Genomic DNA, 26,042 nt, shown 5'->3' with positions numbered 1-26,042 from the left:
GGGGATGACTGTAGTCTGAATCATGCACAATCGTGCAACTTCGTGAGGAAACACATGCTCGCCGCTCAGCGCAAAGACCACCTGCTCGACCTTCTCGACCGTGACGGACGGGTCGTGGCCAAAGCCGTCGCCGACGAGCTCGGGGTGTCGGAAGATGCGATCCGGCGCGACCTCAGAGAGCTCGCCGAAGAGGGGAAGCTCCTGCGTGTGTACGGCGGCGCCCTCCCGGTCCCCGCGGCCGACCGCCCGGTGCAGGAGCGGCACGACCTGGCGACCGAGAGCAAGGAGCGGATCGCACGACAGGCCGTCGCGAGCATCCGCCCCGGGTCGACGATCGTGCTCGACGCCGGTACCACCACCGTCGCTATGGCTCGCCTCCTGCCCTCAGGCGCCGACATCACGGTGATCACCCCGAGTCCCGCCGTCGCCCTCGCCGTGGCCGAGCACTCCGATGCCCGCGTGATCATGATCGGCGGCGAGCTCACCCGACACTCTCTGGTGGCCGGGGGCGGACTCGCGATGGAGGCGATCCAGCACCTCGCGGCCGATATGTTCTTCGTCGGCGTGACGGGCGTCGACCCCGTGCACGGCCTCACCACCGGCGAGCTCGACGATGCGGTCACGAAACGGGCGATCGCCTCGCGATGCGCCGAGACCATCGTGCTCGCCAGCGAAGAGAAGATCGGGGCCGCCTCGCGCTACCCCGTGCTGCCGTTCGACGCCGTCACCGCGATCATCACCGACCCGCTCGACGAGAATCCGCTGATCGGCGAGGTCACGGGGCAGGTCAGCGGTCGGGCGTGACGGAAAGCCCCTCCTCCGCGAAGCGATCGGCGAGCAGGTCGTGCACGTGCCCCGCCGCCCCGAGCAGAGCGACGCTGCGACGGGTGAGGTCGCCCAGGCGCGCAGTGAGGATGCGCTGCACCTCTCCCGTCCGACCATGCGTGCGCACTTCGTCGAGGATCCGCGAGATGGCGGGGATGCCGTAACCGCCGGAGCGAAGGGCTGCCACGACTCGCGCCTCGGTGATCGCGACGGAGCCGTAGGAGCGGGTCGATGCGGTGCCACGAAGCGGATGCACGAGCCCCTCGCGCTCCCAGTGGCGCAGTGCCGAGGAGCGCACGCCGAGAGCCTGGGCGAGTTCGCCGATGGTCATCGCGTCGTCGTCGGCGAACACGTCGCCAGCTTCCGCCACCGCGACGTCGAGCCCCCTCAGCGCCTCGCGCACTCGGGAGCGCTCGTGGGCGAGCTCCGCATGCAGATCGTCGATCCGTTCGGCGGCACCCTCGACCGAGCCGCCGATCAATACGGGCATCAACCGGCGCGCAGGTACCGGTCCGAGCGCGGCCGCCATCGCGCGATAAGCCCGCAGCGCCGTGGCGTGCGGCATCCGATATCGGCGATAGCCGTTCACGCCACGCTCCGCTGCGGGGATGACGCCGAGCCTCTCGAGGTCGCGCACCTGCTGCGTCGAGTATCCGACGAGCCGTCCGAGCTGCATGGTCGTGAATGTCGTGACTTGAGGGTTCTGCATCTTCTCCCCTGTCTTTTCCGCGCTCAAGTCCACATAAGCACTTCCGCTTCACCATTGAAGGATGGAAATGCAGAAGATCATCGACACGGTCCGCGGGTTCGACGGCGTCCTCGTCGTCGAACCCGAAGCTGGCAGCGACTTTCCGGAGCTGTCGTGGGGAGACACCTACCTCTACTACGCACCCGATGGGCGGATGCCGGAGCGCACCCAGCCGTACGGGACGATCATCACGAAGGACTACCCCGACGACACCTCGTCCGCTTTGGATACTCCAGGGCGCTTCCGGGTGAACATCCACGTCGGGCGCGAACAGACGGAGTCGATCGTGGATGCTGACGCCGACCCGACCGCGGCCGACGTGTTCCGCCGGCATCCGCTCTACGGCGCCTCCGGCTGGGTGTGCGTGATCGACCCTGCGGAGCGGACGGCGGCTGCGGTGCTCACTCTTCTTCGCGAGGCGCACGAGACCGCACGAGCACGCCTCGAACGCCGAGCGCGGTGAGCATGACGACCCCACAGGGCATGACCGACGCCGACCGCCGCACCGTCGCGGTGTGGGCGGCCGACTGCGCGGAGCGGGTGCTGCCCTTGTTCGAGGCCGAGGCGCCCGACGATGCTCGGGCTCGGGACGCCATCGCCAGGGCGCGGGCGTTCGCGCGCGGTGAGCTCACGTCCGCGGACGAGATCCGTCGCCGCTTCGTCGCCGGCCGGGCTGCCCACAGCGCCACCTCGCCCGCCGGGGTCGCCGCGGCCCGGTCGGCAGCCCAGGCCGCAGGAGTCGCACACATGAGCGCGCACGCACTCGGAGCAGCCGCCTACGCCGCGAAGGCCGCGGGGCTGGCGCATCCTGACACCCCGGATGCCCGTGCGATCGAGGTGCGCTGGCAGCTCGCCGCTCTCTCGCCCGCCGCCGCGGTCACGTTACGGCGCCTGCCACCCCTCGGCACCGACTCCGCCGGCCCCCTCGGCCCCGGGCTCCTCGCCTCCGGCACCCTCGGCGAAGTGATCCGTGAGATCCAGGCGGCCCTCGCCGACTGACTCCTTCGAATCGGAGGGGGTGAGGCGACCGCTTCAGCCCGGATTCAGCGTCGACCGGCCACACTGGGGGAATGCGGATCCTGGTGGTTGACGACGAGGTGCGCCTCGCCGAGGGCGTGCGTCGCGGGCTCGAGGCCGAGGGCTTCGCCGTCGACGTCGCGCACAACGGCGTCGACGGACTCTGGCGTGCGCGCGAGACGCGGTACGACGCGATCGTGCTCGACCTGATGATGCCGGGCATGAGCGGGTGGAAGGTGTGCGAAGCGCTGCGGGCCGAAGAGAACTGGACGCCCGTGCTGATGCTCACCGCGAAGGACGGCGAGTGGGACCAGGTCGAGGCTCTCGAGACCGGGGCCGACGACTACGTGACCAAGCCGTTCTCGTTTGCGATCCTCGTCGCCCGCCTGCGTGCCCTCGTGCGCCGCGGGGCCGTCGCACGCCCGGCGATCCTCGAAGCGGGAGACCTGCGACTCGACCCCGCCGCGCACCGCGTCTGGCGGGGTGACACCCCGGTGACGCTCACCGCGCGGGAGTTCTCGGTGCTCGAGTATCTGATGCGCCATCGCGGCCAGGTGCTCTCGAAGCGCGCGCTCATCGACGGGGTCTGGGACGACGACTTCGACGGCGACCCCAACATCGTCGAGGTCTACGTCGGGCATCTGCGCCGCAAGCTCGACAAGCCGTTCGGACGCGAGGCGATCGAGACCGTCCGCGGTGCGGGCTACCGGCTGGCGGCGAACGGTGGCTAGCCGCGGCTGGCGCTCGGTGCGCGGCAGGACCACGCTCGGGGCGACCGTCGTCGTGGCCGTCGCGCTGCTCGTCGGCGCCTTCTCGTTCTACGGCGTCCTCAGCGCCAGCATCCACGACAGCACGGAGCGTTCAGCGGAGCAGCGCCTGGAGGAGTTCGCCGAGCGCGCCGGAGGGCCGGGAAGCAAGGGCGTCGAGGGACTCGACGACGAGATCCTGCAGATCATCGGACCGGACGGATCTGTGCGCGCGGCCAGCGAGGACGCCAGGGAGAAGCTGGGATCGACCCCTCTCCCGGTCGACGACGATCCGCAGACGATGACCGTCGACGGCGAGTCGGTCCTGGTGGTCTCGGAAGACATCGACGGCGACCAGACGCTCGTGCTCGCCGTCTCGATGGAAGACGACGCGGAGACCTTGGCGACGGTCTCGACGCTGCTGGCGATCGCCGTCCCCCTGCTCCTCCTGCTCGTCGCCGTCACCACCTGGCTCGTCGTCGGCCGCGCACTCCGCCCGGTCGAGCGCATCCGCGAAGAGGTCGACGGCATCACAGCCGAGCGCCTCCATCAGCGCGTGCCGGTGCCCGAGACGGCCGATGAGATCGCCGCACTCGCGACCACCATGAACGGCATGCTCGACCGGCTCGACGCGTCCGCCACCGCACAACGCCGATTCGTGTCCGATGCCTCGCACGAGCTGCGCTCCCCGCTCGCGACCATCCGTCAGCACGCGGAGCTCGCCCAGGCCCACCCCGAGGTCACCAGCATCGGCGAGCTCGCCGAGGTCGTCTCGGAAGAGGGGCTCCGGCTGCAGGGCATCGTCGAATCGCTGCTGCTGCTCGCCCGCCTCGACGAGGGTGCGAGCACGCTCGACGAGGCGGTCGACCTCGACGACTTCGCGCTCAGCGAGGTGCGCCGACTCCGTGCGGTCGGGCTCGACGTCGACGGTTCCGGCATCCATGCCGCACGGGTGCACGGCGACCCGCGCCTGCTCGGCCAGCTGGTGCGCAACCTGGCAGACAATGCCGCCCGCCACAGTCAAGGCCGGGTGGCGATCGGGGTGACCCCCGCGGACGGCTACGTGTTCGTCACGGTCGAAGACGACGGTTCCGGTGTTCCCGTCGAGGAGCGGGAGCGCATCTTCGAGCGGTTCGTCCGGCTCGACGAGGCCCGCAGCCGCGATGCAGGAGGCAGCGGCCTCGGCCTCGCGATCGCCCGCGGCATCGCCGGCTCGGCCCGCGGAACCCTCGTGGTCGACGACTCCCGCTGGGGCGGCGCACGCTTCGTCCTCACCCTGCCCCTCGCTGCCTGAGCGGCCTGATCGTCGGTTCCTGAAGAGGTCTTCAGGACGCTTCAGGATGGCTTCAGCGCCGGCGGGAGAGCATCGAGACATGAACGACAAGACACCCACTCCCGACCAGACGCCCGAGAGCACCCCGGATGCGCAGACCGTGCCGGTGACCCCGACTCCGGATGCGGCAGCCACGGCAGCAGGTTCCGGGCAGCACCCGACGTTCCCCGCCGCCGAGCCCGTTCCCGCTCCCGGGGCATCCGCGCCGAAGCCCGGTCGCAAGCGTGCTCTCCTCATCGGCGGTGGCATCGCGGCGGCCGTGGTCCTCGCAGGTGGCGGCATCGCCGTCGGTGCGGCGATCGGCGACGAGTTCGGCGACGACGACCGCTCCTCGATGTCCGACAGCCCCCGCCACGACGACGCAGACGACCAGGGTCAGCGCGGAGACGACCGCAGCGACGACCGCGACGACCGCGGGAACGCCCCCTCGAACGATCGCGGCCCCGTGACCGGCATCGGCAGCGCATCGGCCGACGAGCTGATCAAGATCGCGGCTGCCGCACGCGGAGCCGCCGACGGCGAGGTCACCTCGATCGACGCCAAGCGCGACGGCACGTGGGAGGTGCAGCTGACGACCTCCGCCGGCGACGAGACCGATGTCCGGGTCGACAGCAACCTCGCGGCATCCGTCATCTCGACCGATGTCGCCGACGGCGACGACACCGGTCCTGCGCTCACCCTCGACGACCAGACGATCCGCGCACTCGTCTCCGCGGCACTCGCCGAGGCTGAGGGCATGATCACCGACCTCGATGTGGACGGCGACGACGTGAGCCCCTACGACGCGTCGGTGCTCACGACGGACAACCGCTCGATCGACATCGACTTCAGCGCCGACTTCGCGGTCGTCGGAACCGACATCGACTGAGCCGAGCCGAGCCAAGCCAAGCCAAGCGGGCCGGGCCGGGCCGGGCCGATGAACAGCACCCTCGTTTCGCCGGGGGTGCTGTCGTCGTTCAGGCCGTGGCCTCGCGCACCGCGGCGAGCGCGGCCTCGGCTCGCACCCGGAGGCCTCCGAGGTCACCGCTCGCGACGGCATCACCGAGCAGCGGCGACCCCATCCCGACGGCGAGCGCACCTGTGGCCAGGTAGTCGGCGATGTCGTCGATCCGGACACCCCCGGTGGGGATCAGCAGGATGTCGTCGAGCGGCGCGCGCACCTCGCGGATGAAGCGCACACCCCCGAGGACGCCGGCAGGGAAGACCTTCACGGCCGTGGCGCCGGCGGTCCAGGCGGTCTCGATCTCGGTCGGGGTGGCAGCGCCGGGGTACCAACGCAGACCCGCTTCCGCCGCGGCGAGACCGACCGGCAGCGAGACCGTGGGCGTGACGATGAAGGATGCTCCCGCGTCGGCGGCCAGACGCACGTGCTCGACGGTGCGCACCGTTCCCATGCCCACCTCGGTCGCGCCCGCAGCGATGAGGTCAGCCACGACCCCTGCAGCACCGGGGGTGTTGGTCGTCACCTCGAGCACGGACACCCCGGCTTCGAGGAGTGTGTCGCACGCCGCGCGGAGGTGCGCCCCGGTGCGGTCCCGCACGATCGCCACGATCCGGGTGCTGCGGACGCCTTCGCCGGGTTCGAGTCTGGTCACCATTCGGCGAAGCTCCCGTCGTCGTGACGCCACAACGGCGAGCGCCAGAGTCCCACACCGGCAGCCCTGCGCACGGCGGCCTCATCGACCTCGATGCCCAGGCCCGGACGCGTCGGACGCTCGAACCAGCCGTCCCTCACCGTGAGCGGTTCGGGGTCGACGAGGTAGTCGAGCAGGTCGGCGCCCTCGTTGTAGTGGACGCCGAGACTGGATTCCTGCAGCACCGCGTTCGGGCTGGCGATGTCGACCTGGAGGCAGGCGGCCAGGGCGATCGGTCCGAGCGGAGAGTGCGGTGCGAGCCCCACTCCGTGCAGCTCGGCGAGCGCGGCGATGCGTCGGGTCTCGGAGATGCCACCGGCGTGCGAGACATCGGGCTGCGCGAGCGCGATCCCGGCTTCGAGCGCCGACCGGAAGTCCCACCGCGAATACAGACGCTCTCCGGTCGCGATCGCCACCGACGTGCCTGCGCACAGCTCGTCGAGGCGGTAGGTCAGTTCCGGGACGAGCGGCTCTTCGAGGAACAGCGGTGCGACGTTGGCCTCGAGCGCCCGGCACATGGTCTTGGCGACGCTGACCGACCACCGACCGTGTGCGTCGATCGCGACGTCGCCACCGTCCATGGCCGCCGTGGCCGACTCGACGCGGTCGACCACGCCCTGCACGGAGGCGTGCGACTCGAGGTGGCGCATCCGACCGGAGGCATTCATCTTGACGGCGGTGTAGCCCTCGGCGGCCCGGGCGGCCGCCTGCGCGGCGACCTCGGCCGGATCGTCTCCGCCGACCCACACGTAGGCCCTGATCCGGTCGCGGACCGGCCCGCCGAGCAGGTCGTACACCGGCACGCCCAGCGATTTGCCGCGGATGTCCCACAGCGCCTGGTCGATGCCGGAGATGGCGGAGGAGCGCTCAGGACCGCCGCGGTAGAAGCCGCCGCGGGTCATCGTCTGCCACAGATCTTCGATGCGGGTCGGGTCGGAACCGATCAGGATCTCGGACAGGGAATCGACCGCCGCAGCCACGACGTCGGCGCTTCCCTCCACGATAGGCTCGCCCCAACCGACCACTCCGTCGTCGGTCTCCATGCGAAGGAACTGCCAGCGCGGGGCCACGCTGAACGTCTCGATCCGACTGATGCGCATCCGGCTCCCTCGCTGAGATGTCTCCGGCGCCGGGTGATCGACGCTAGATAATACTATTATCATAGTATGCACACCGACGAGTGTCGGCGATGCGAGGAAGCAGAGGGTTGAGCATGACGACAGTGGCACCTTCCCGAGAAGGGGGCGGCGGCACGAGCGGTGCCGACCTTCTCCGAGGAGAAGTGATCCTCGTCACCGGGGGCGCCCAGGGGATCGGCAATGCCGTCGTCCGCACCGCGCGCGAGCAGGGAGCGACCGTGTCGTTCTGCGACCTCGACCCCGCACGCGTCGAAGCCGCGGTCGCCGCCCTCGCCGCAGACGGCCTCGACGTGCACGGCGCCGTCGCCGACGTGACCGACGAAGCCGCAGTCGCCCGCTGGGTGGAAGAGGCGACGACGGCCCTCGGCGCACCGAGCGGTCTCGTGAACAACGCCGGCCGCAACGCCTACAGCGATCCCACGACCATGAGCGTCGCCGAATGGGACGACTTCTTCGACCTCGACCTGAAGGCGTCCTGGTTGTGTGCGCGGGCTGTCCTTCCGGCCATGCTCGCCGCCGAGCGCGGATCCATCGTGTCGATCTCCAGCATCCACTCCAAGATGACGATGGCGGGGATGTTCCCGTACGCTGCGGCCAAGGCGGGGCAGCTGGGGTTCACCCGCTCGCTCGCCCTCGACGTCGCCGGCCGGGGCGTCCGCGTGAACGCCGTCTCCCCCGGACTCGTCTGGACCCCTCTCTCCGAGACCCACTTCGCCGAGCGTCCGGAAGAGCTCGCCGCAACCCTCGCGGTCCAGCCGACCGGGCGTCCGGCGCAGCCGTCGGAGATCGCCGCCGTCGTGTGCTTCCTGCTCTCGAGAGCCGCGTCCTACGTCAACGGCGCTGACTGGGCCGTCGACGGCGCCTACAGTGCGAGGTTCGCGTGATGGCCGCCCGGCGTGGGCTGCACGGCGTGCTCGTCGACGACCTCGGCCGCCGCATCGTGCACCACGAGATCGCCCCCGGCGCGCAACTGCCGCTCGATGAGCTCGGCGAGCAGTACGGGGTGTCGCGCACGGTGGTCAGGGAGACCATGCGCGTGCTCGAGGCGAAGGGACTCATCGTCGCTCGCCAGAACGTCGGCACGCGCGTGCTCGCCGACGACTCCTGGCACGCCCTCGACGTCGACGTGCTCCGCTGGCGACTCTCCGGGCCGGACGCCAAGGATGCCAGGCAGGATCTGCTGGAGCTGCGATCGGCTGTGGAGCCGACGGCCGCTCGGCTTGCGGCGCTTCGCCGGGATGAGCCGACCGCCGAACGTCTCGTCGCCGCCTCGCAGCGGATGCGCGATGCGCTCGAGCCGGAAGACGTCGACGGCTTCACGGCCGCGGATGTCGACTTCCACGCGACCCTGTTCGAAGCGGCGGGCAACCCCCTGATCGCCGAGCTGCTCTCGCTGGTCGGCGCGGCACTCGACGACCGCATCCAGGTGGTCGCGAGTCACGGCATCTCGGCCGTCGCCGTCGATCTGCACTGCGAGCTCGCCGCAGCCGTCGCCGCGGGCGATGCCGACCAGGCCGCCCGCACCGCCGGCGACCTCATCGTCCGCTCCTACGAAGACTCTCTGTGACCGCACTCTCGTTCGGCGCCATCGACCTGGCGGACGGCGCGAGAGCGAACAGCCTGCGCGGCGTCGAGGAGTGGCTGCACCAGCCGATCGGCGAGCGCACGCCCACGGATTTCACCGCCACCTCGCTGGGCGGTTGGGACGAGATGCTGCCGACCATCGACGCCTGCCGCGTCCCGCGAGGCACCGGCTTCGAGGAGTGGGGCGATCACGGCGAGGCGTGGAACCGGCGCTGGTCGGGCGACAGCGGATCGCACGCGGTCGAGATCGACGGGATGACGCTTCGCCGAAGCATCCACCACGACTCCACGGGTGTGCGCCTCGAGTATTCCCTTGCATCCGACGAGGTGCGCCCGGTGCAGTGGGCCGCGCATCCGCAGTTCATCTGGACCCCGGGCACGACCATCGAACTCGGTACGGCGGCTCCCTGGCGGCGCGTCTACCCGAAGGAGGTGACACGGGTCCTCGAGGCGGACAACGACCCGGCGGCGCTCCTCGACTCGCTCGCCGGAGCGAAGTGGTGGTCGACCACCCCGATCGATCGCGTCGTGCTGCGGCGACCCGACGGAACCGGTCTGCGCGTCAGCTGGGATGCCGATTCCCTCCCCTGCGTCGCCCTCTGGATCGACCCCGGTGCGTTCGCCTCCGGGCCGGTGATCGCGATCGAGCCGGCGTTGACGCCGTACGACTCTCTCGCCGATGCCGTCGAGGCGGGCGCGGCGCCGACTGTCGGCCCTGATCGGCCGCTCTCCTGGTGGCTGCATCTGGAGGAGATCGGCTGATCTCCCGAAGCCGTGGTGCGGAGCGGACTCGCCGCCCCGCACCACGCGCATCATCCGGGGATGCCGATGCGCCGCTCGCCGGAGCGGAGCTGCTGGATCACGACCGCGATCACGAGCAGTGCGCCCTGGGCGACGTTCTGCCAGAACGTGTTCACCCCGAGCAGGGTCATGCCGTTGGTCAGCACACCGAGGAGCACGACCGCGAGGATCGTCCCTGCGATGGTTCCCTTGCCGCCCTTCAGCGCGGCGCCACCGAGCGCTGCGGCCGTGATGGCCTGCAGCTCGAGTCCCTCGGAGCCGGAGATCGGCTGCCCTGAGCCCGTGCGCGCGGTGATCAGGATGCCGGCGACCGCGGCGATCGCGCCGGTGACCATGTAGACGCCGATGATGTAGCGGTTGATGTTGATGCCGGCCAGGCGGGAGGCGATGTTGTTGCCGCCGACCGCGTAGATGTTCCGGCCGATCGAGGTGTACCGCAGCACGATGTGCGCGAGCACCGCGACGATCACGAGCACCCAGATGAGGGTCGGGATGCCGATGATCGCCCCTCGCGCCAGGAAGATGAAGAACGGGTCGGCGCCCGTGTAGCCCTGTGCGCGTCCGTCGGAGAGCAGCTGCGAGATGCCCTTGAAGGCCGCGAGCGTCGCCAGGGTCGCGATCACCGGGTTCACCCGGCCGAACACGATGATGCAGCCGTTGATCAGACCGCAGAGCACGCCGATGGCGACGGCGCCGACGACCCCGATCGCGGGCCCTGCGACAGTGAAGATCATCGCCGAGGTGACGGAGGTGAGACCGGCGATCGACCCGACCGAGATGTCGAGCGCACCGAGGATGATCACGATGGTCTGCACCACGGCGAGCAGACCCATGATCGAGATCGCGGTGCCGATGACCTTGAGGTTCTGCACCCCGAAGAACAACGGGTTCTGGATGCCGATGATCGCGACGACGACGGCGATCGCGAGGATGAGGGAGAGGTTCTGCACGCCGATCGCGGCGATGACGCGCCGGACCGGTGAGAGGGGCTGCGTCTCCACGGATGTGGTGTTCGCGGCGGTGGTGGTCACGGTCGATGTTTCCTTTCGGGAATCGATGCTCATGCGGCGGCCTCTTCGTCCATCGCGAGCGCCAGGATGTTCTCTTCGGTGGCCTCGGTGCGCGACAGCTCGCCACTGATGCGCCCACCCGCCATGACATAGATGCGGTCGGAGACGCCCAGGATCTCGGGGAGCTCGCTGGAGACGACGATCACGGCGACGCCTTCGTGGGCGAGGCGGTCGATGATCGCGTAGATCTCGGACTTCGCTCCGACGTCGATGCCACGGGTGGGCTCGTCGAGGAGGAGCAGCTTGGGCTTGGTTGCCAGCCAGCGCGCCAGCACCACCTTCTGCTGGTTGCCGCCGGAGAGCTTCCCGACGAGCTGGTCGGTGGAGGGTGTGCGGATGCGGAGCGCATCCACGTACTCCTGCGCGAGGGCACGCTCGGCGCGATCCTTCACGAAGATCCAGCGCGAGAGTTGACGGAGCACGACGAGCGCCGCGTTGTCCCGCACCGAACGTTCGAGCAGCAGAGCCTCAGCCTTGCGCTCCTCCGGCGCGAATCCGATGCCGGCCCTGATGCTGTCGGCGGGCTGGCGGATGCGACGGCGCTTGCCCTGCACGCGGATCTCGCCTGCCTGCACGGCGAAGTCGCCCGCGATCGTCTTCATCAACTCGCTGCGGCCCGCACCGACCAGCCCCGCGATGCCGACGACCTCGCCCGCACGGACGGTGAGGGAGATGTCGCTGACGTGCTGGTTGGAGACGCCGGCGAGTTCGAGGACGACATCGCCGAGGGCTGCGGGCTCGCGGTGGAAGAACTGGGTGAGGTCGCGCCCCACCATCATCCGCACGAGTTCGTCGTGGTCGGTCTCGCCGACCAGCTTCGTGCCGACGAACGCGCCGTCACGAAGGACGGTGATCCGGTCGGCGAGCTGGAAGATCTCGCCCATCCGGTGCGAGACGTAGGCGATCGCGACGCCCTCGCTCTGCAGCTTCTTGATCAGCGCGAACAGCAGCGACACCTCCTCGTCGCCGAGGGAGGATGTGGGCTCGTCGAAGCACATGATCTTCGGGCGGGTGATCACCGCGCGCATGATCTCCACGATCTGCCGCTGTGCCGGCGAGAGCTCCGATCCGAGCGTCTCCGCCTTGATCACACGATGAAAGCCCCAGCGGGTCAGCTCTTCGCGCGCCCGCTTCAGCACGTCGCCACGACGATACGCGAGACCGCCGAGAGCTCCGACGTAGATGTTCTCGGCGACCGACACCCAGGGGATGATCTCCGGTTCCTGCGCGATGACGCGCAGACCGGCAGCACGCGCATCGGCCGGATCCGAGAAGTGCACGGCTTCCCCGTCGATGCGCAGCTCGCCCTCATCGGGGCGGTAATCCCCGTTGAGGATCTTGAGGAGGGTCGACTTGCCCGCCCCGTTCTCACCCATCAGCGCGGTGACCTCGCCCGCGCGCAGTTCCAGCTCGACGCCGCGGAGGGCCCGCACGACGCCGAAGTTCTTCGCGACACCCACGGCCTGTAAAACGATCGACTCTTCCGACACTTCCTCATCACCTTTCTGTCGTCACGGTCATGACGTGGGGGCGACCCGTCGGATCGCCCCCACGTGTTCAGACGATCAGGTGCAGACCACGCCCTTCGCCTCCCAGTTGCTCGCGTCGACGATCTCCGTGTTCGCGACCGTCTTGGGAGGAAGCTCGGTGCCGTCGCGCAGCAGCGCGATCATCGAGCCGACGGCGGCCTTGCCGACCTCGACGCCGGAGATGAACAGCGCCGACTTGTTGCCGGTCTCCTGTCCGGCGTTCCAGTCCTTGCAGGTCAGGTAGGCGCCGAGTCCGACGCCGGCGATGTCGGTGGATGCGACGCCCGAGTTCTGCAGCGCCGTCACGACGCCGGTCTCGTTCTCGTCGTTGCAGCCCCAGACGACCCAGTGCTTGACACCGGCGTTCGCCGTGATCACGGCTCCGGCCTTGTCCTGGGCGTCGGTGGCCGAGTTGTCGGTGCCGATGTCGATGACCTCCGGACCGTCGGGGACGGCATCGGCGAAGGCGGATGCGGCACCCTCGACACGCTCGACGCAGTTCGGCTGGTCCTGACGGTAGGCCGAGAGGATGCGGGTGTCGGCGGCCGTCCATCCGGCCTCCTGGTACAGACGTGCGGCTTCGGCGCCGACCTTCTCGCCCATCGATGTGCCGTCGAACCCGGTGAAAGCGGCGGCGACCCCGGCAGCGTCCTCGATCGGGTCGTCGGCCGCCATGATCGGGATGCCGGCCTCGTTCGCGAGCTGGATCACCTGCGGGCCGATCTTGCCGTCGGGGACGACGATGATGATGCCGTCGACCTGCTGTGCGATCGCGGCCTCGACCTCGGAGATGGCCTTGTTGGCATCGGTGCCCAGATCGACGACGTTGACCGTGACGTCGCCGGCATCCTTCGCCGCGTCCTTCGCGCCGGTGGCCTCGTCGATGAAGTACTGCTGGTCGCCCTGCTTCTGCAACAGGGCGATCGTGAGCGTGCCGTCCTTGGTGCCGCCCGAATCCGCGGGTCCGGCCGTCTCCTGGCCGGAGGAACAGGCGGCGAGCGCCGCGATGGTGAGTGCCGTGACCCCGACGGCGGCGAGCCGGAACCAAGTGGGGCGAGCTGCATGCTGCTTCATCAGCGATCCTTATCTTCTTCGATACTCCGGCGACTATGCCGAGGGATGTGATCCGCTCTCGGGCGGGTAAACATATAATATGCCTAATCAACGACAACGCAACGAATGTTGCGTATTCGAGATTCGCGATGGTGCCCGGCACACGCCGGCACCCCGGCATCGATCGATGGAGAACGACGTGCGGCCGAGACGAGACACAGCATGAGCGCCGAGAACATCGGACGCAGCCCCCTGCGCTCTCGCGCCTGGCTGGGCGAGAGCGGCAAGAACGGCTTCATCGCCCGCCATCACCTCCGCCAGTCCGGGCTCTCCGGACGACAGTTCGACGGTCGCCCTGTCATCGGCATCGCGAACACGTGGTCGGAGCTCACGCCCTGCAACATCCACCTGAAGGGGCTCGCCGACGCCGCCCGCCGCGGCATCCAGCAGGCCGGCGGCACGGCACTCGAGTTTCCCGTCCTCTCGCTCGGCGAACCGTTCATGCGCCCCTCGTCGATGATCTACCGCAACATGATGGCGATGGAGCTCGAAGAGCTCTGCCGCGCGAACCCCCTCGACGCCGTCGTGGTCCTCACCGGCTGCGACAAGACGACCCCGGCAGCCCTGATGGCGCTCGCGAGCGTCGACATCCCCTCGATCGTCCTCACCAGCGGCCCGATGCTGAACGGCCGGTTCCGCGGACGCCCGGTCGGCAGCGGCACCGACATCTGGCGGATGACCGAGGCGCTGCGTGCCGGCGAGGTGACGCAGGAGGAGTTCACCGAGTTCGAGAGCTGCCTGAATCGCTCGGCCGGCCACTGCATGACCATGGGCACGGCCTCGACGATGGCGAGCATCACCGAGGCATTGGGGATGCAGTTGCCGGGTGGAGCCGCCCTTCCCGCTGTCGACTCGCGTCGGCTCGTCCTCGCCGAGGACACCGGAGCCCGTGCCGTCGAACTCGCACTCGAAGGCCTGCGTCCCTCGACGATCATGACCCGGGAGGCGATCGAGAACGCCCTCGTCGTCAACGCCGCCTGCGGTGGATCGACGAACGCCGTGCTGCACCTGCTGGCCATCGCCGGACGGCTCGGAGTGCCGCTCTCGCTCGACGACATCGACGAGTTCAGCCGTGCCATCCCGCTGCTGGTCGACCTGATGCCGAGCGGGCGATTCCTGATGGAGGAGTTCGCGTACGCCGGCGGAGTCCCCGCGTTGATGAAGGAACTGGGCGACCTGCTCCACACCGGCGCCCCCTCGGTGACGGGTCGGACCCTGGGCGAGAACGTCGCCTCAGCCCGCAATGACGACCCCGAGGTCATCCGTCCACTGTCGAACCCGGTGCAGCCCGCGGGATCGGGCACCGCCGTGCTGCGCGGCAACCTCGCCCCCGACGGCGCCGTGATCAAGGTGAGCGCCGCCGAGCCGCACCTTCTCGACCACACGGGCCCTGCCCTCGTCTTCGACGACCTCGAGTCATACCTCGCCGTGGCCGGAGACCTCGACCTCGACGTCACAACCGACACCGTTCTCGTCGTGCGCGGCTGCGGCCCCCGCGGCTACCCCGGCATGCCCGAGGTCGGCAACCTTCCCCTCCCGAAGAAGCTGCTCGACCAGGGAGTGCGTGATCTCGTGCGGATCTCGGATGCGCGCATGAGCGGCACGGCCTACGGCGCATGCGTGCTGCACGTCGCGCCCGAGTCGGCAGCCGGCGGCCCGCTCGCACTGATCCGCACCGGAGACCTCGTGCGGCTGGACGTCACAGGGAGATCGCTCGACATGCTCGTCGACGACGCCGAACTCGATCGGCGGCGTGCCGAGCTTCCGGCACCGGCGGCCCGGAGCACGCGCGGCTGGACCCGGCTCTACACCGACCACGTGCTCCAGGCCGATCAGGGCGTCGACCTCGACTTCCTCGTCGGCTCCAGCGGCGACGAGCCCGCACGCAGCCCGTTCTGACCTCACTCAAGGAGTCGATCCCCGTGCCCAGCACCCCCATCCGCATCCACGGCGTCTGCCCCGTCGTCGAGACACCCTTCACCGCCGAGGGGCACATCGACGTGGCGGCGTTCCGCGTCCTCGTGCGATCCCTCGCCGATGCGGGCGTGCAGAGCGTGATGTATCCCGGCTTCGCGAGCGAGTTCTACAAGTTGACCGACCTCGAGCGCGATGAGCTCACCGCAGCGCTCCTCGACGAGGCGCACCGGCACGGCATCGTCGTGGTGGTCTCGGTACCCGACCACGCCACAGTGGTCGCGGTGGAGCGTGCGCGCCGGGCCGTCGAGCAGGGCGCCGACATGATCAACATCCTCCCCCCTCACGCCCAGGGGCCGAGCGGGGTCGCCGTGCGCACGCACATCCGCGCCGTGCTCGACGCGATCGGCTCGACCCCCGCGATCCTCCAGTACGCACCGGCGCAGACCGGCACGGCACTGGACGCATCGATCATCGCCGAGCTGGCAGCGGCGAACCCGAACCTCGTGCAGGTCAAGGTCGAATCCGTCCCGCCAGGGCAGCTCATCTCGGCCCTTCGCGAAGCGGCGCCCGCGCTCTCGTGCGTCGTCGGCTACGCGGGGGTGCAGCTCATCGACGCCCTGCGCCGTGGAGCCGTCGGCGTGCAGCCCGGCTCATCGTTCCCCGAGATCTACCTCGCCATCTGGCGCGCCTGGAGTCGGGGCGACCGGGAGCAGGCGGCCGCCATCCACGCGCGACTCCTCCCCTACATCTCCTACTGGATGCAGTCGGTCGAGCTGATCATCGCGGCTGAGAAGGAGATCTCCGCGCGCCGCGGCATCCTGCCGACCGCGATCTGTCGCGCGCCCGCCCGCGAGTTGGATGCCGAGGAGCACGAGATGATCACCCGCTTCCTCGCCGCATTCGACGATCTCCTCCGGCCCACCTCGAAGGCGATTAGCATTCAAGGATGACGAACACCGATCCGATCGACGACATCTCCATCGGCGGCGAGGTGATCCGCCTCGGACAGTTCCTGAAGTTCGCCGGCCTCCTCGACTCGGGCGGCAACGCCAAAGAGGTCATCATCGACGGATACGTGACCGTCAACGACGAGGTCGACCGCCGCCGCGGACGCCAGCTGCACGACGGCGACCTGGTGTCGTTCGAGGGCCGCACGGTTCGCGTCCGTCCCTGACGCCGGTCGGGTAGCGCATCTCAGCGTGCGCCTGCCGGCAGGGCCGACCGCGAAGTGACCACGATCAACGCGACCAGCAGCCCGACGATGGAAACGTCCGCGACGATGTACGCGTAGTGCGCCCAGTTCGTCCCCGGCGATTCAGCGCCTGCGATCACCAGGTCGCTGCGCTGATTGAGCACCGGCCGGATGACAGCGACCTCGACGAGATACACGACCCAGATCGAGCCGAGGATGCCCAGTGCCGCACGGCCGGCCCTCGCGCGCACGTTCACGACCGTGAGCACGAGCAGCACGACGCCGGCGAGCACGTTCAACGCCGTGAAGACGAGCCGTCCGATACCGAGCCCGATCGGGATCGTGACACCGGGGGCGAGGAACTTCAGCGGCGCCTCGAGGAAGGAGATCGCGATGATCGCGCCGAGCAGGAAGGCCGGCAGCAGCAGCCGAAGGGCAGTGGTCGTACGCACCATGGAAGTCACGCAGTCCTCATCTCCCGCCGATCGCCGTCCGCGCCTTCGACGCTACCTCGCCGGTGCGGGGTAGCGGCCTGCATCGACCGGGGAAAAGCGCACGACTCACAGCCACTCGATCACCTGCTCGACGAGGATCCCCACCCCGATGACGGTCATGGCGATGCCGGCGATCCGGGTGACCACGGAGCTCGCGCGCGGTCGGGTCCGCAGCAGCCGGCGGGCGAGCAGCCCGACGGTCGTGTAGACGACCGCGATGTTGAGCAGGTGCAGCCCGCCCAGTGCGAGCATCTGCGTCGTCGACGACCAGCCATCAGGGCTCGTGAACTGCGGAAGCAGGGCGAGCAGGAGCAGCAGCCCCTTGGGATTGATGCCGCTCACCCCGGACCCGCGCAGGAATTGCGCCCACCCGCCGGTCGCGATCGGCTCGCCGCTCTCGGCGATCGGCGCCGGGCGGCTGGCCAGAGTCGTGGCTCCGAGGAAGATCAGATAGAGCGCACCGACGACGGTGAGCGTGGTGAGGGTGACCGGGTAGGCGGTGACCAGCGCTCCCAGCCCCAGCGCGACGGCCACGATCACGACCGTGTACCCCGCGATCATGCCGAGGATGGACGGCGCGATCGAGCGGGCACGCAGGCCCGCGGAGATCGCGTATGCCCAGTCCGCCCCAGGGGTCAGCGCGAGCATGACGGCGACCACCCAGAACTGCATGACCAGAGCGATATCCATCGGTCCTCCTCAATCCGAGGAAGAGACTACGAAGGATCACGCGAAAGGTGCTCCGATTCTTCGAGCAACCACGCCCTTCACCTGCAAGAATTGTCACCATGGACGCACTTGACCGGGAGATTCTTTCGCTGCTGCAGGATGACGGCCGGATGAGTGCCACGAACCTCGCATCCCAGGTCGGGTTGAGCCTGTCCGCCTGCCATCGCCGACTCAAGGAGCTGGAGCAGTCCGGCGCGATCGAACGGTACCGGGCGGTCGTCGCCCCGGCGGCCGTCGGCCTGACCTTCGAAGCCATCGTGTTCGTGACGATCGGGCGCACCGACAAGGACACGATCGTCGCGTTCGAGGAGGCCGTCGTGGCGATCCCCGCCGTCGTCGAAGCGCAGCGCCTGTTCGGCGACCCCGACTACATGCTGCGCATCCTCACCCGCGACATGAGCGCCTACCAGGAGCTCTACGACAACACGCTCGGCGCCCTGCCCGGAGTGCAGCGGCTCACCTCGACCATGGTCATGAAGCGTCTCGGCGCGGATCGCGCGGTGCCGATCCCCTGAGGCGGGTGCGGCTGAGGCGGGTGCGGCTGAGGCGGGTGCGGCTGAGACGGGTGCGGTCAGTCGATGCCTCGCCGGATCCGTCCCACCACCACGTCGGGCGCAGCATCCACCACCACCGTGATCCCGCCCTCGTCCGCGCCGAGTCGTTCGAGTGCCGCCAGCTGCGACGTCAGCAGTGCGGGCGGCATGAAGTGACCTCGACGGGCGTTCGTCTGCTCAACGACACGTTCCGCCGGCGCATCGAGGTGCACGAAGACGACGGTCGGAGCCGCCGCCCGCAGCCGATCACGGTGAGTGCGCTTCAACGCCGAACAGGCGACGACGACACCGGGGTCCGCGGCGAGCGCCGCCCCCACACGGTCGAGCCACGGCCATCGGTCGTCGTCGTCGAGTGGGGTTCCGGCGGCCATCTTCGCGATGTTGGCCGGCCCGTGCAGGTCATCCGCATCGATGAACGCCACACCGATCCGGCGGGCGAGCTCCCGACCCACCGTGGTCTTGCCCACCCCGGACACCCCCATCACGACGATCGACCGAGACTCGGTGGTCACCAGTCGTGCACCGTTCCGTCTGCCAGCCGGTTGTACGGCAGATAGGCCCGCTCATACGGGTACTTGCCCGCCTCGTCGACGTCGAGCTCGACGCCCAGACCCGGCTTGTCGCCGGGGTGCAGCAATCCGTCGCGCCAGGTGAAGGACTGCTGGAACACCTGGTCGGTGCGCGAGCCGTGCTGCATGTACTCCTGGATGCCGAAGTTGTGGATGGCGAGACCGAGGTGCATCGCCGCCGCCATGCCGACCGGCGAGATGTCGGTCGGTCCGTGCATGCCGGACTTGATCTGGTACATCGCCGCGTAGTCGAGGGTCTTCTTCAGCGGGCTGATGCCGCCCATGTGGGTGACCGCGCCACGGACGTAGTCGATGAGCTGGTCGCGGATGATGTCCTTGAAGTCCCAGACGGTGTTGAAGATCTCACCGATCGCGAGGGGCGTGGTCGTGTGCTGGCGCACCAGTCGCAGTGCCTCCTGGTTCTCGGCGGGGGTGCAGTCCTCGAGCCAGAACAGGTCGTACGGTTCGAGCGCCTTGCCGAGCTTCGCCGCCTGGATGGGTGTCATCCGGTGGTGTCCGTCGTGCAGCAGCGGGATGTCGGGTCCGAACTCGTTGCGCACCGCCTCGAAGACACCGGGCAGGTGGTTCAAGTAGGCGCGGGTGTCCCAGTCCTCTTCGACCGGCTTCGCGCCTCGGCGGGCCGGCTCATGGTCGTAGCGGGCCTCTCCTCCTCCGGTGTCGGCTGCCTGCGAGGCGATGCCGTAGATGGCCTTGAGCCCGGGAACGCCCGTCTGGATGCGGATCGCCCGATACCCCTGATCGAGGTGCGCGCGCACGGAGTCGAACAGTTCCGGCAGCTCCTTGCCCGACGCATGGCCGTAGGCGAGCAGGCCGGTGCGCGATGCGCCGCCCAGCAGCTGGTAGACGGGCATCCCCGCCTTCTTACCCTTGATGTCCCACAGAGCCATGTCGACCGCGGCGACGGCGGCCATCGTGACGGGTCCCCGCCTCCAGTACGCGCTCCGGTAGAGGAACTGCCAGGTGTCTTCGATGCGGTCCTCGTCGGCGCCGATCAGCAGCGGCACGACGTGCTCGGTGAGGTACGCGACGACGGCGAGCTCGCGCCCGTTGAGGGTCGCGTCGCCGAGGCCGGAGATGCCGTCGGCCGTCGTGAGCTTGAGGGTGACGAAGTTCCGGTCGGGGCTTGTGACGATGACCTCAGCCTTGTCGATGCTCATGCGAGGGTCCCTTCGGGAGTGAGGTGGTCGATGATGGTGGGTGCGCGGTCGGCCGCGGGTGCGGCGGAGATGGTTCGGGCGAGGGCGGCCGTCGCGGCGTCGGTCGGGTCGAGTTCGATGAGCGAGCGGATCCAGGTCTCCACGGCATGCAGCTGTGCCACGTCGACGGCAGTGCCGGCCTCTCGGCGCCGACGCAGCGGAGCCACGAGCCGCAGCGCCACCTTGATCGGGCTGTCCCGGCGGATCTGGTCGAGTCGATGGGCGATGCGCGGATTCGCGAAGCGGATGCGAAGGTCGTCGAGCCAGGCGTCGAGTTCTGCGGCGGGCAGATCGACCGCGGTGCGCTGGGCGGCCCACAGCGCCTCGGTGTCGGCGCGCAGATCGGCGTCGTCGAAGGCTTCCGCGATCGTCTCGTATCCGCTCAGCCTTCCTGCCGCGGCGAGGAAGCTGTGCCCGGCGTTGAGCAGGTAGAGCTTGCGCTCTTCATAGGGCCCGACGTCGGCCACGAATCGCGCACCGGCCTGTGCCCAGTCCGGCGCGCCACCCGGAAACTCGCCCGCGAGGATCCACTCCGTGAACGGCTCGGTCACGACGGCGGAGGGATCGTCGAGGCCGGTGAGCTTCCGCACGGCGTCGATGTCGGCTGCCGTGACGGCCGGGGTGATCCGGTCGACCACCGTGTCGACGAACGACACGGTGGTCGAGATGCGCGCGGCCTCGGTGCCGGCAGCCTTGAGCACCGCGTCGCGCAGCACCCGGCCGTTCCCCGGCAGGTTGTCGCAGCTCACGACCGCGATGGGTCCTGCGTCGGCGTTCGCTCGAGCGAGGAGTCCTTCGGCGATGCGCCCGGGCACCCCGGAACCGCCGGAGTACCCCGCCTCGGTGACCGTCACGGTCAGCACTGCGACCTGCGGATCGGCGAGTGTGTCGAGCCAGGCCCGCTCATCCGATCCCGGGACCGCGCGCACGATCGACTGCACGGTCGTCATCCGGTCGCCCTCGGCGGAGCGCTCCAGCACCGTGTACACCCCGTCGTTCCGCGACAGCAGCGCGGCGGCCTCGGGGGTGCGTCCGGTGAAGGCGGCGATGCCCCACCCCTCCTCCGCGCGCACCTGGTTGTTGGCCTGCTGGGTGTACCAGGCCTGATGGGCGCGGTGGAAGGCACCGAGACCCAGATGAGCGGCACGCAGCGGCGGATGCTGCGTGCGCGCCGGTCCGGTCACGATCCGATGCCCGCGGCGCCGGCAGACGCGCGGAGGAAGGCGAGGTCGTCGATCAGTCGCTCTTCCAGCGGAGCATCCGTCGAGAAGTCCTCCAGCGTCACCCATCCGTCGTACCCCACCTCGGCGAGAGCGCGGAAGTAGTCCGGCACACTGGCGATGCCCTCGCGCAGCGGCGCCCACGCCGACTCCCAGCGCACATCGCCGTCGAGACCGGTCTGTCCGGTGCGCTGCCAGATCGCGTTCTTCACGTGGACGTGAGCGAGGTACTCGCCCAGAAGCTGCAGGCCGGCGCGAGTGTCCTCCTGCCCTTCGATCACGAGATTGCCGAGGTCGTGGATCACGCCGATGGTGCGCGGATCCATGCCGTCGACCAATCGGCGCGCAGCCGAGGCGGACGAGGTGATCGTCTGGTGGTGGAGCTCGATGAGCACTTTCACGTTGAGCCGCCCCGCCTCCGCGGCCGCCCATTCCAGCTCAGTCCTGGTCCGATCGAACACCACCTGATAGCCCTCCTGGAGGAGGTCGGTGGACGGGATGCGCATGCGCACCTGTCGAGCTCCGAGTTCGGCGGTCACTCGGAGCATCTGGAGCGCCTCGTCGCGGTCGGACGCGGGCGCGTAGCCGCCGATGCCGCTGAACTCGAGCCCCGCCTCGCGAGTGACGCGGGCGATCTCCGGGACCGCCTGCGCGAGACCCGTGAGCGGCCAGGTCGCCCGGTTGCCGGCCCAGAATCCCGGCGGCTCGGCCTCCTCCTGGTCGGTGATGCGCCACTCGATGCCGTCGTACCCGATCGCCGCGATGCGGCGAGCCGCCTCTGCGGGCTCCCAGTCCGGCACTGACGCCGTGAACACGGAGAATTTCATGCGATGCCTCCCGTCCGCACTTCACTGTCGTCGACGGTGCCGTCGATCAGCTCGGCGATGTGCACCGGAGAGCCGGTGGTCGCCGAGACGTAGATGCCGCGCACGACGGCGAGCGCCAGGAGCGCCTCCGGCACCCCGACGCGCGAGGCTCGACCGACACGGATGCTGTCGACGATGTCGGCGTACTGACGGGCATGGCCCTCGGCGAACGCCTGCGGGTTCCGTTCGTCGCCGAGCCGATGCCCCTCCGGCACCCGGTCGACGCTGCGGTCGGTCGGCTCACCGTCGACCCACAGCCGGGCGAGCTGATCGTTCTCGATGATGCCGGTCCCCTGCGCACCGTGCACGGCCACCCGCACCGGTTGCTCGGGGAAGGCCGCGGTCGTGGCGTGCAGCACGGCGAGCGCCCCCGATTCGAAGCGCACCGTGACCACCGCGACGTCTTCGACCTCGACCCGCTCGTGCGCGAGCAGCGCGGTGTGCGCGAAGACCTCCACGGGCGTGCCGAGGAACCACAGCAGCAGATCCACGGTGTGCACGCCCTGGTTCATCACGGCACCTCCACCGTCGAGCTCCCACGTGCCCCGCCAGGCGCCCGAGTCGTAGTACTCCTGCGATCGCCACCAGGGCACGGTCGCGACCGCGCTGGTGATCCGCCCCAGCCGTCCTGCGTGCGCCGCCTCCGCGACCGCCACCGCTGCGGGGTCGAAGCGGTGCTGGCTGATCACCGAGATCCCGATGCCCCGAGCGTCGGCCTCCCGTGCGATCTCCGCCAGGCGGCGCCCGCGTGCCATCGACACGTCGAGGGGCTTCTCGAGCACGACGTGCATGCCGCGCGCGACCGCCCGTTCGGCGAGCTCGACGTGGGAGCCGCTCGGCGTGCAGATGACGACCACGTCGACGTCGTCGGGGAGCGATTCGATCGCGGCGTGCGTCGATGGACGCTCTCCACCGAGTTCATCGACGACGAAGTCCGCCAGCCGCTCGGTGGCAGCCGGAACCTCGTCGACGACGGCGACGATGCGCAGACCCGGAGTGACCGCGATCGCTCTGGCATGGTTGACGCCGATGATGCCGCATCCGACGATGGCGACGTCGAGGATTGCGTCGGTCATGAGAGGGTGACTCCGATCTCGTCTGTGAGTGTGCGCAGGGCCCGCCCGGCACGCCCGAAGGCCGCAGGTCCCGAGAAGCCGCCGAGCGCGTTGACGTCGGCGAGGTGTGGTTCGAGCGAAGCGAACCCCGCGTAGCCGTCGTCGCGCAGGGCGGTGAGGGTCTCGCGCAGTTCGCCGTCTCCCTCGCCCACCGGGACGACCTCACCCGTCTCGGCGAGAGCATCCTTCAACTGCAGGTACTCGAAGTGCGGCCGCAGCATGGCGTAGCCGTCGGTGAACGGCCGGACGCCGACCTGCACGAAGTTGGCGTTGTCCCAGGCGACCCGCAGCCGATCCGAGCCGACCGACTCGATCACATCGAGCACGCGCGAGGGGATGTCGCCGTAGATGTCCTTCTCGTTCTCGTGCACGAGGGTGACCCCGGCCGCCTCGGCGGTGCGCGCGAGCGCTGCCATGCGCACGAGCACGTCGTCGCGGATGTCGTCCGCTGCGAGATGCTCCGCGCGGAAGAACGAGAAGATGCGGATGTATGGGGTCTCGAGCACCTCGGCCGCACGGATGGCCCGCTGCAGTCGACCGACCTCGTGCTCGATCGGCAGGGACACGTCGACCTTGCCGATCGGCGACGCGATCGCCGAGACCGCCATGCCGCGCTCGCGCACCACGGCCGCGAGCTGGGCGAGCTGGGACTCGTCGAGGTCGACGATGTTCACCCCCCACGCGCTGCGCACCTCGATGTGTTGCGCGCCGAGCGCCTGGAGCACGGCGATCTGCACGACCGGATCCGGATCGATCTCGTCACCGAATCCGGAAAGCTTCCACGGGGTCATTTCACTCCTCCTGCGGTGAGACCGCCTACGAGATAACGCTGGAACACGAGGTACAACACGACGACGGGGATGGCGCAGATGAGCGAGGCCGCCATCATCTGCCCGTACAAGGGCACAGCGCCCGTCTCCTGCGTCGCACCGAAGATCTGCAGAGCCACCGCGGCGGTGCGACTGTCGCGATTGGTCATGACCGAGGCGAACAGCACGTCGTTCCACCCCTGCAGGAACGCGAAGATCGCGGAGACCACGATCCCGGGCCAGCTCAGCGGAAGCACGATGCGGGTGAGGACGCGCAGGTTGGAGGCGCCGTCCATGCGGGCAGCCTCTTCGAGCTCGCGCGGCAGGCCGCGGATGTAGGTCACCATCACCCAGGTCGAGAACGGCAGCGCGAAGGTGAGGTAGGTGATGAAGACCGACCAATGGGTGCCGATGGTGGGGATGCGCAGCACCGACGAGAGCGTCGAGAACATCACGAACACCGGCAGCAGCATGAGGGTGCCCGGAACCGACTGCAGCCCGAGCAGTCCGCGAAGGATCGTGACGCGTCCGATGAAGGTGAACCGCACCAGCACCCACGCCATCGAGACGGCCACGGCCGCGCAGACGACGGCGACCGCCCCGCAGATCAGGAGGCTGTTGGCCAGACCCCCGGCGAGATCGACGCTGCGCCAGACCTTGATGTAGTTGTCGAGACGCAGCTCGGTCGGCCAGTACGCGCCGCCGGCGACCGCGACATCCGCATTGATCGAGGCGAACAGCATGTAAGAGACGGGTCCGAAGACGACCAGGCACAGGACGATGTTCGCGGCCACGAGGAGTGGACGCGGCAGGAGGCGGTCGACCTGGCTGTGACCGCCTGGACGGCTCCGGCGCGGGTTGACCTGCGCGATCGTGGTGGTGACGCTCATCGCTTCGCGTCCTCTCCGGTGTCGAGGCGCACAGCGCGCAGGTAGACGAACAGGGGGATGGCGACGATCGCGAGAGAGGCGACGGCCATGGCCGCCGAGAGCCCGAACCGGAAGCTCTGGAACGCCGTGACGTAGGTGAGGACCGGCAGGACCTCGACGTCGACGGGTGCCGGGATGCCGAAGAGCACGAACGGCATCGTGAAGGCGTTCACACTGTGCAGGAAGGTGAGGATGAAGGCCAGCAGGATCGATCCGCGCAGGTACGGGAGGATGACCTTGCGCAGCTTGATCCCCCAGCCGGCGCCGTCGAGCGCCGCGGCCTCATGCACCTCCGCATCCACCGCCTGCAAGCCGGCCAGCGTCAGCAGATACACGAACGGCCAGCTCACCCAGAGCTGCGTGATCACCAGGGTCCAGTAGCTCTGCGGGCCGTTCAACCACAGCCCCGGATCGACACCGAACACGCCGAAGGCCTCATCCACCACGCCCTCGGGCTGGAACATCGCCCGGAAGACGGTCGCCACGACGAACGCGGGGAGGATGTACGGGATCAGGTAGACCGAGCGCACCAGCCCGCGACCGCGGAAGGCGTTCTGCGTGGCCAACGCCGCGGTGACGCCGATCGGGATCGACGCCAGCGACACGATCAGCGCGTAGCTGACGCTCAGCCAGATCCCGCGAAGCAACGGGGAGGAGGAGAACGCCTCGATGAAGTTGCCCAACCCGACGAACGGCGCCTGCAGCCACTGCCTGATCGTGTACTGGTCGAGGTCGAGCATCGAGATCCAGAACGCCAGCAGGAGCGGAACCAGGATCAGCAGTGTCATCAGCACCCCGCCGGGGAGCAGCATCCACAGCGGGCGAGGCCGCTCGCTCGGCGGGGTGTCGTCGGAGCGTTTCCGACGTGTATCGGTGGCGATCGCCATGTGCG

At 69.3% G+C, this 26,042-nt stretch carries 29 protein-coding genes; 13 read left to right on the top strand and 16 right to left on the bottom strand.

What is annotated here, in order from left to right; translation table 11 throughout:
* Positions 1-54: 54 nt before the first annotated feature.
* The gene (locus ACIQTX_RS02370) at positions 55-804 is read left to right on the top strand and encodes a DeoR/GlpR family DNA-binding transcription regulator (RefSeq protein ID WP_402968389.1); all 750 of its coding nucleotides are present in this window, start codon (positions 55-57) and stop codon (positions 802-804) included.
* Here the strand turns inward: ACIQTX_RS02370 and ACIQTX_RS02365 are convergent.
* Entirely contained in the window at positions 788-1,534 is a 747-nt protein-coding gene (locus tag ACIQTX_RS02365) for a MerR family transcriptional regulator (RefSeq protein ID WP_402968386.1), read from the bottom strand. The genes ACIQTX_RS02370 and ACIQTX_RS02365 overlap by 17 nt on opposite strands.
* A 67-nt stretch (positions 1,535-1,601) precedes the next feature.
* Here ACIQTX_RS02365 and ACIQTX_RS02360 point away from each other — a divergent pair, with 67 nt between their 5' ends.
* The 5 genes from ACIQTX_RS02360 to ACIQTX_RS02340 all read left to right on the top strand — a co-directional run bounded on the left by ACIQTX_RS02360 (position 1,602) and on the right by ACIQTX_RS02340 (position 5,537).
* On the top strand, positions 1,602-2,036 hold the full coding sequence (locus ACIQTX_RS02360) for a DUF6194 family protein (protein WP_402968383.1): 435 nt from the start codon (positions 1,602-1,604) through the stop codon (positions 2,034-2,036).
* A gap of 2 nt (positions 2,037-2,038) precedes the next feature.
* A complete protein-coding gene (locus ACIQTX_RS02355; RefSeq protein WP_402968380.1) occupies positions 2,039-2,572 on the top strand; it encodes a putative immunity protein in 534 nt (177 codons plus the stop codon).
* Between the two features lie 71 nt (positions 2,573-2,643).
* Positions 2,644-3,321 carry a response regulator transcription factor gene (locus tag ACIQTX_RS02350; protein WP_402968377.1) on the top strand — a complete coding sequence of 226 codons (678 nt, stop codon included), beginning with the start codon at positions 2,644-2,646 and terminating at the stop codon, positions 3,319-3,321.
* Positions 3,314-4,630 carry a sensor histidine kinase gene (locus ACIQTX_RS02345; RefSeq protein ID WP_402968374.1) on the top strand — a complete coding sequence of 439 codons (1,317 nt, stop codon included), beginning with the start codon at positions 3,314-3,316 and terminating at the stop codon, positions 4,628-4,630. The genes ACIQTX_RS02350 and ACIQTX_RS02345 overlap by 8 nt, the downstream gene beginning before the upstream one ends.
* A gap of 79 nt (positions 4,631-4,709) precedes the next feature.
* Positions 4,710-5,537, top strand: a complete 828-nt coding sequence (locus ACIQTX_RS02340; protein WP_402968371.1) for a hypothetical protein — start codon at positions 4,710-4,712, stop codon at positions 5,535-5,537.
* 88 nt (positions 5,538-5,625) lie between these two features.
* Here ACIQTX_RS02340 and ACIQTX_RS02335 read toward each other — a convergent pair whose 3' ends face one another.
* A complete protein-coding gene (locus ACIQTX_RS02335) occupies positions 5,626-6,267 on the bottom strand; it encodes a bifunctional 4-hydroxy-2-oxoglutarate aldolase/2-dehydro-3-deoxy-phosphogluconate aldolase (RefSeq protein WP_402968368.1) in 642 nt (213 codons plus the stop codon).
* Positions 6,261-7,403 (bottom strand): galactonate dehydratase, encoded by a 1,143-nt coding sequence (dgoD, locus tag ACIQTX_RS02330; RefSeq protein WP_402968365.1) that lies wholly within the window; start codon positions 7,401-7,403, stop codon positions 6,261-6,263. Before dgoD ends, ACIQTX_RS02335 begins: the two co-directional genes overlap by 7 nt.
* A 113-nt stretch (positions 7,404-7,516) precedes the next feature.
* Between dgoD and ACIQTX_RS02325 the strand changes: the two genes are divergently transcribed.
* The 3 genes from ACIQTX_RS02325 to ACIQTX_RS02315 are packed head-to-tail and all read left to right on the top strand — an operon-like array spanning position 7,517 to position 9,788.
* Complete coding sequence (locus ACIQTX_RS02325; RefSeq protein WP_402968362.1) at positions 7,517-8,326, top strand: SDR family NAD(P)-dependent oxidoreductase; 810 nt, start codon at positions 7,517-7,519, stop codon at positions 8,324-8,326.
* On the top strand, positions 8,326-9,009 hold the full coding sequence (locus tag ACIQTX_RS02320; protein WP_402968359.1) for a FadR/GntR family transcriptional regulator: 684 nt from the start codon (positions 8,326-8,328) through the stop codon (positions 9,007-9,009). Before ACIQTX_RS02325 ends, ACIQTX_RS02320 begins: the two co-directional genes overlap by 1 nt.
* Positions 9,006-9,788, top strand: coding sequence for a hypothetical protein (locus ACIQTX_RS02315; protein WP_402968356.1), 783 nt, complete (start codon positions 9,006-9,008; stop codon positions 9,786-9,788). The genes ACIQTX_RS02320 and ACIQTX_RS02315 overlap by 4 nt, the downstream gene beginning before the upstream one ends.
* A gap of 50 nt (positions 9,789-9,838) precedes the next feature.
* Here the strand turns inward: ACIQTX_RS02315 and ACIQTX_RS02310 are convergent, their stop codons facing one another.
* The 3 genes from ACIQTX_RS02310 to ACIQTX_RS02300 form a co-directional block, all read right to left on the bottom strand.
* Complete coding sequence (locus tag ACIQTX_RS02310; protein ID WP_046398922.1) at positions 9,839-10,858, bottom strand: ABC transporter permease; 1,020 nt, start codon at positions 10,856-10,858, stop codon at positions 9,839-9,841.
* Positions 10,859-10,887: 29 nt separating this feature from the next.
* Positions 10,888-12,387, bottom strand: coding sequence for a sugar ABC transporter ATP-binding protein (locus ACIQTX_RS02305; RefSeq protein WP_402968353.1), 1,500 nt, complete (start codon positions 12,385-12,387; stop codon positions 10,888-10,890).
* Between the two features lie 75 nt (positions 12,388-12,462).
* Positions 12,463-13,500 (bottom strand): substrate-binding domain-containing protein, encoded by a 1,038-nt coding sequence (locus ACIQTX_RS02300; RefSeq protein WP_402968350.1) that lies wholly within the window; start codon positions 13,498-13,500, stop codon positions 12,463-12,465.
* Positions 13,501-13,701: 201 nt separating this feature from the next.
* Between ACIQTX_RS02300 and ACIQTX_RS02295 the strand changes: the two genes are divergently transcribed.
* Genes ACIQTX_RS02295 through ACIQTX_RS02285 form a run of 3 tightly spaced genes read left to right on the top strand, consistent with a single transcriptional unit; the run spans position 13,702 to position 16,630 of the window.
* Positions 13,702-15,438, top strand: coding sequence for an IlvD/Edd family dehydratase (locus tag ACIQTX_RS02295; protein WP_402968347.1), 1,737 nt, complete (start codon positions 13,702-13,704; stop codon positions 15,436-15,438).
* A 23-nt stretch (positions 15,439-15,461) separates the two neighbouring features.
* Positions 15,462-16,406: a dihydrodipicolinate synthase family protein gene (locus ACIQTX_RS02290; RefSeq protein WP_402968344.1), complete on the top strand. Its 945-nt coding sequence runs from the start codon at positions 15,462-15,464 to the stop codon at positions 16,404-16,406.
* A complete protein-coding gene (locus tag ACIQTX_RS02285; protein ID WP_028501099.1) occupies positions 16,403-16,630 on the top strand; it encodes an RNA-binding S4 domain-containing protein in 228 nt (75 codons plus the stop codon). The genes ACIQTX_RS02290 and ACIQTX_RS02285 overlap by 4 nt, the downstream gene beginning before the upstream one ends.
* Before the next feature lie 20 nt (positions 16,631-16,650).
* Here ACIQTX_RS02285 and ACIQTX_RS02280 read toward each other — a convergent pair whose 3' ends face one another.
* Both ACIQTX_RS02280 and ACIQTX_RS02275 read right to left on the bottom strand, forming a co-directional pair.
* Positions 16,651-17,103 carry a hypothetical protein gene (locus tag ACIQTX_RS02280; protein WP_402972931.1) on the bottom strand — a complete coding sequence of 151 codons (453 nt, stop codon included), beginning with the start codon at positions 17,101-17,103 and terminating at the stop codon, positions 16,651-16,653.
* A 105-nt stretch (positions 17,104-17,208) separates the two neighbouring features.
* A complete protein-coding gene (locus ACIQTX_RS02275) occupies positions 17,209-17,832 on the bottom strand; it encodes a LysE family translocator (protein WP_402968341.1) in 624 nt (207 codons plus the stop codon).
* 98 nt (positions 17,833-17,930) lie between these two features.
* On the opposite strand from ACIQTX_RS02275, the gene ACIQTX_RS02270 reads away from it, so the two are divergent.
* Positions 17,931-18,386 (top strand): Lrp/AsnC family transcriptional regulator, encoded by a 456-nt coding sequence (locus ACIQTX_RS02270; RefSeq protein ID WP_028501102.1) that lies wholly within the window; start codon positions 17,931-17,933, stop codon positions 18,384-18,386.
* A gap of 56 nt (positions 18,387-18,442) precedes the next feature.
* On the opposite strand, the gene ACIQTX_RS02265 is transcribed toward ACIQTX_RS02270, so the two are convergent.
* From ACIQTX_RS02265 to ACIQTX_RS02230, 8 genes are read right to left on the bottom strand one after another with little or no spacing between them, the layout of a single operon-like run.
* Positions 18,443-18,937 carry a gluconokinase gene (locus ACIQTX_RS02265; protein ID WP_402968337.1) on the bottom strand — a complete coding sequence of 165 codons (495 nt, stop codon included), beginning with the start codon at positions 18,935-18,937 and terminating at the stop codon, positions 18,443-18,445.
* On the bottom strand, positions 18,934-20,172 hold the full coding sequence (gene manD, locus ACIQTX_RS02260) for a D-mannonate dehydratase ManD (RefSeq protein ID WP_402968334.1): 1,239 nt from the start codon (positions 20,170-20,172) through the stop codon (positions 18,934-18,936). The genes ACIQTX_RS02265 and manD overlap by 4 nt, the downstream gene beginning before the upstream one ends.
* Positions 20,169-21,395: a mannitol dehydrogenase family protein gene (locus ACIQTX_RS02255; protein ID WP_402968331.1), complete on the bottom strand. Its 1,227-nt coding sequence runs from the start codon at positions 21,393-21,395 to the stop codon at positions 20,169-20,171. The genes manD and ACIQTX_RS02255 overlap by 4 nt, the downstream gene beginning before the upstream one ends.
* Entirely contained in the window at positions 21,392-22,258 is an 867-nt protein-coding gene (locus ACIQTX_RS02250) for a sugar phosphate isomerase/epimerase family protein (RefSeq protein WP_402968328.1), read from the bottom strand. Before ACIQTX_RS02250 ends, ACIQTX_RS02255 begins: the two co-directional genes overlap by 4 nt.
* Positions 22,255-23,373 (bottom strand): Gfo/Idh/MocA family protein, encoded by a 1,119-nt coding sequence (locus tag ACIQTX_RS02245; RefSeq protein WP_402968325.1) that lies wholly within the window; start codon positions 23,371-23,373, stop codon positions 22,255-22,257. The genes ACIQTX_RS02250 and ACIQTX_RS02245 overlap by 4 nt, the downstream gene beginning before the upstream one ends.
* On the bottom strand, positions 23,370-24,203 hold the full coding sequence (locus ACIQTX_RS02240) for a sugar phosphate isomerase/epimerase family protein (protein ID WP_402968323.1): 834 nt from the start codon (positions 24,201-24,203) through the stop codon (positions 23,370-23,372). The genes ACIQTX_RS02245 and ACIQTX_RS02240 overlap by 4 nt, the downstream gene beginning before the upstream one ends.
* Positions 24,200-25,111 (bottom strand): carbohydrate ABC transporter permease, encoded by a 912-nt coding sequence (locus ACIQTX_RS02235; RefSeq protein ID WP_402968320.1) that lies wholly within the window; start codon positions 25,109-25,111, stop codon positions 24,200-24,202. Before ACIQTX_RS02235 ends, ACIQTX_RS02240 begins: the two co-directional genes overlap by 4 nt.
* Positions 25,108-26,037 (bottom strand): carbohydrate ABC transporter permease, encoded by a 930-nt coding sequence (locus ACIQTX_RS02230; RefSeq protein ID WP_105526142.1) that lies wholly within the window; start codon positions 26,035-26,037, stop codon positions 25,108-25,110. The genes ACIQTX_RS02235 and ACIQTX_RS02230 overlap by 4 nt, the downstream gene beginning before the upstream one ends.
* Between the last annotated feature and the right edge of the window lie 5 nt (positions 26,038-26,042).

This window comes from Microbacterium sp. NPDC090281, from assembly GCF_044769635.1.
Classification (GTDB): domain Bacteria; phylum Actinomycetota; class Actinomycetes; order Actinomycetales; family Microbacteriaceae; genus Microbacterium.
This window is presented reverse-complemented; position numbering and strand designations above follow the sequence as displayed.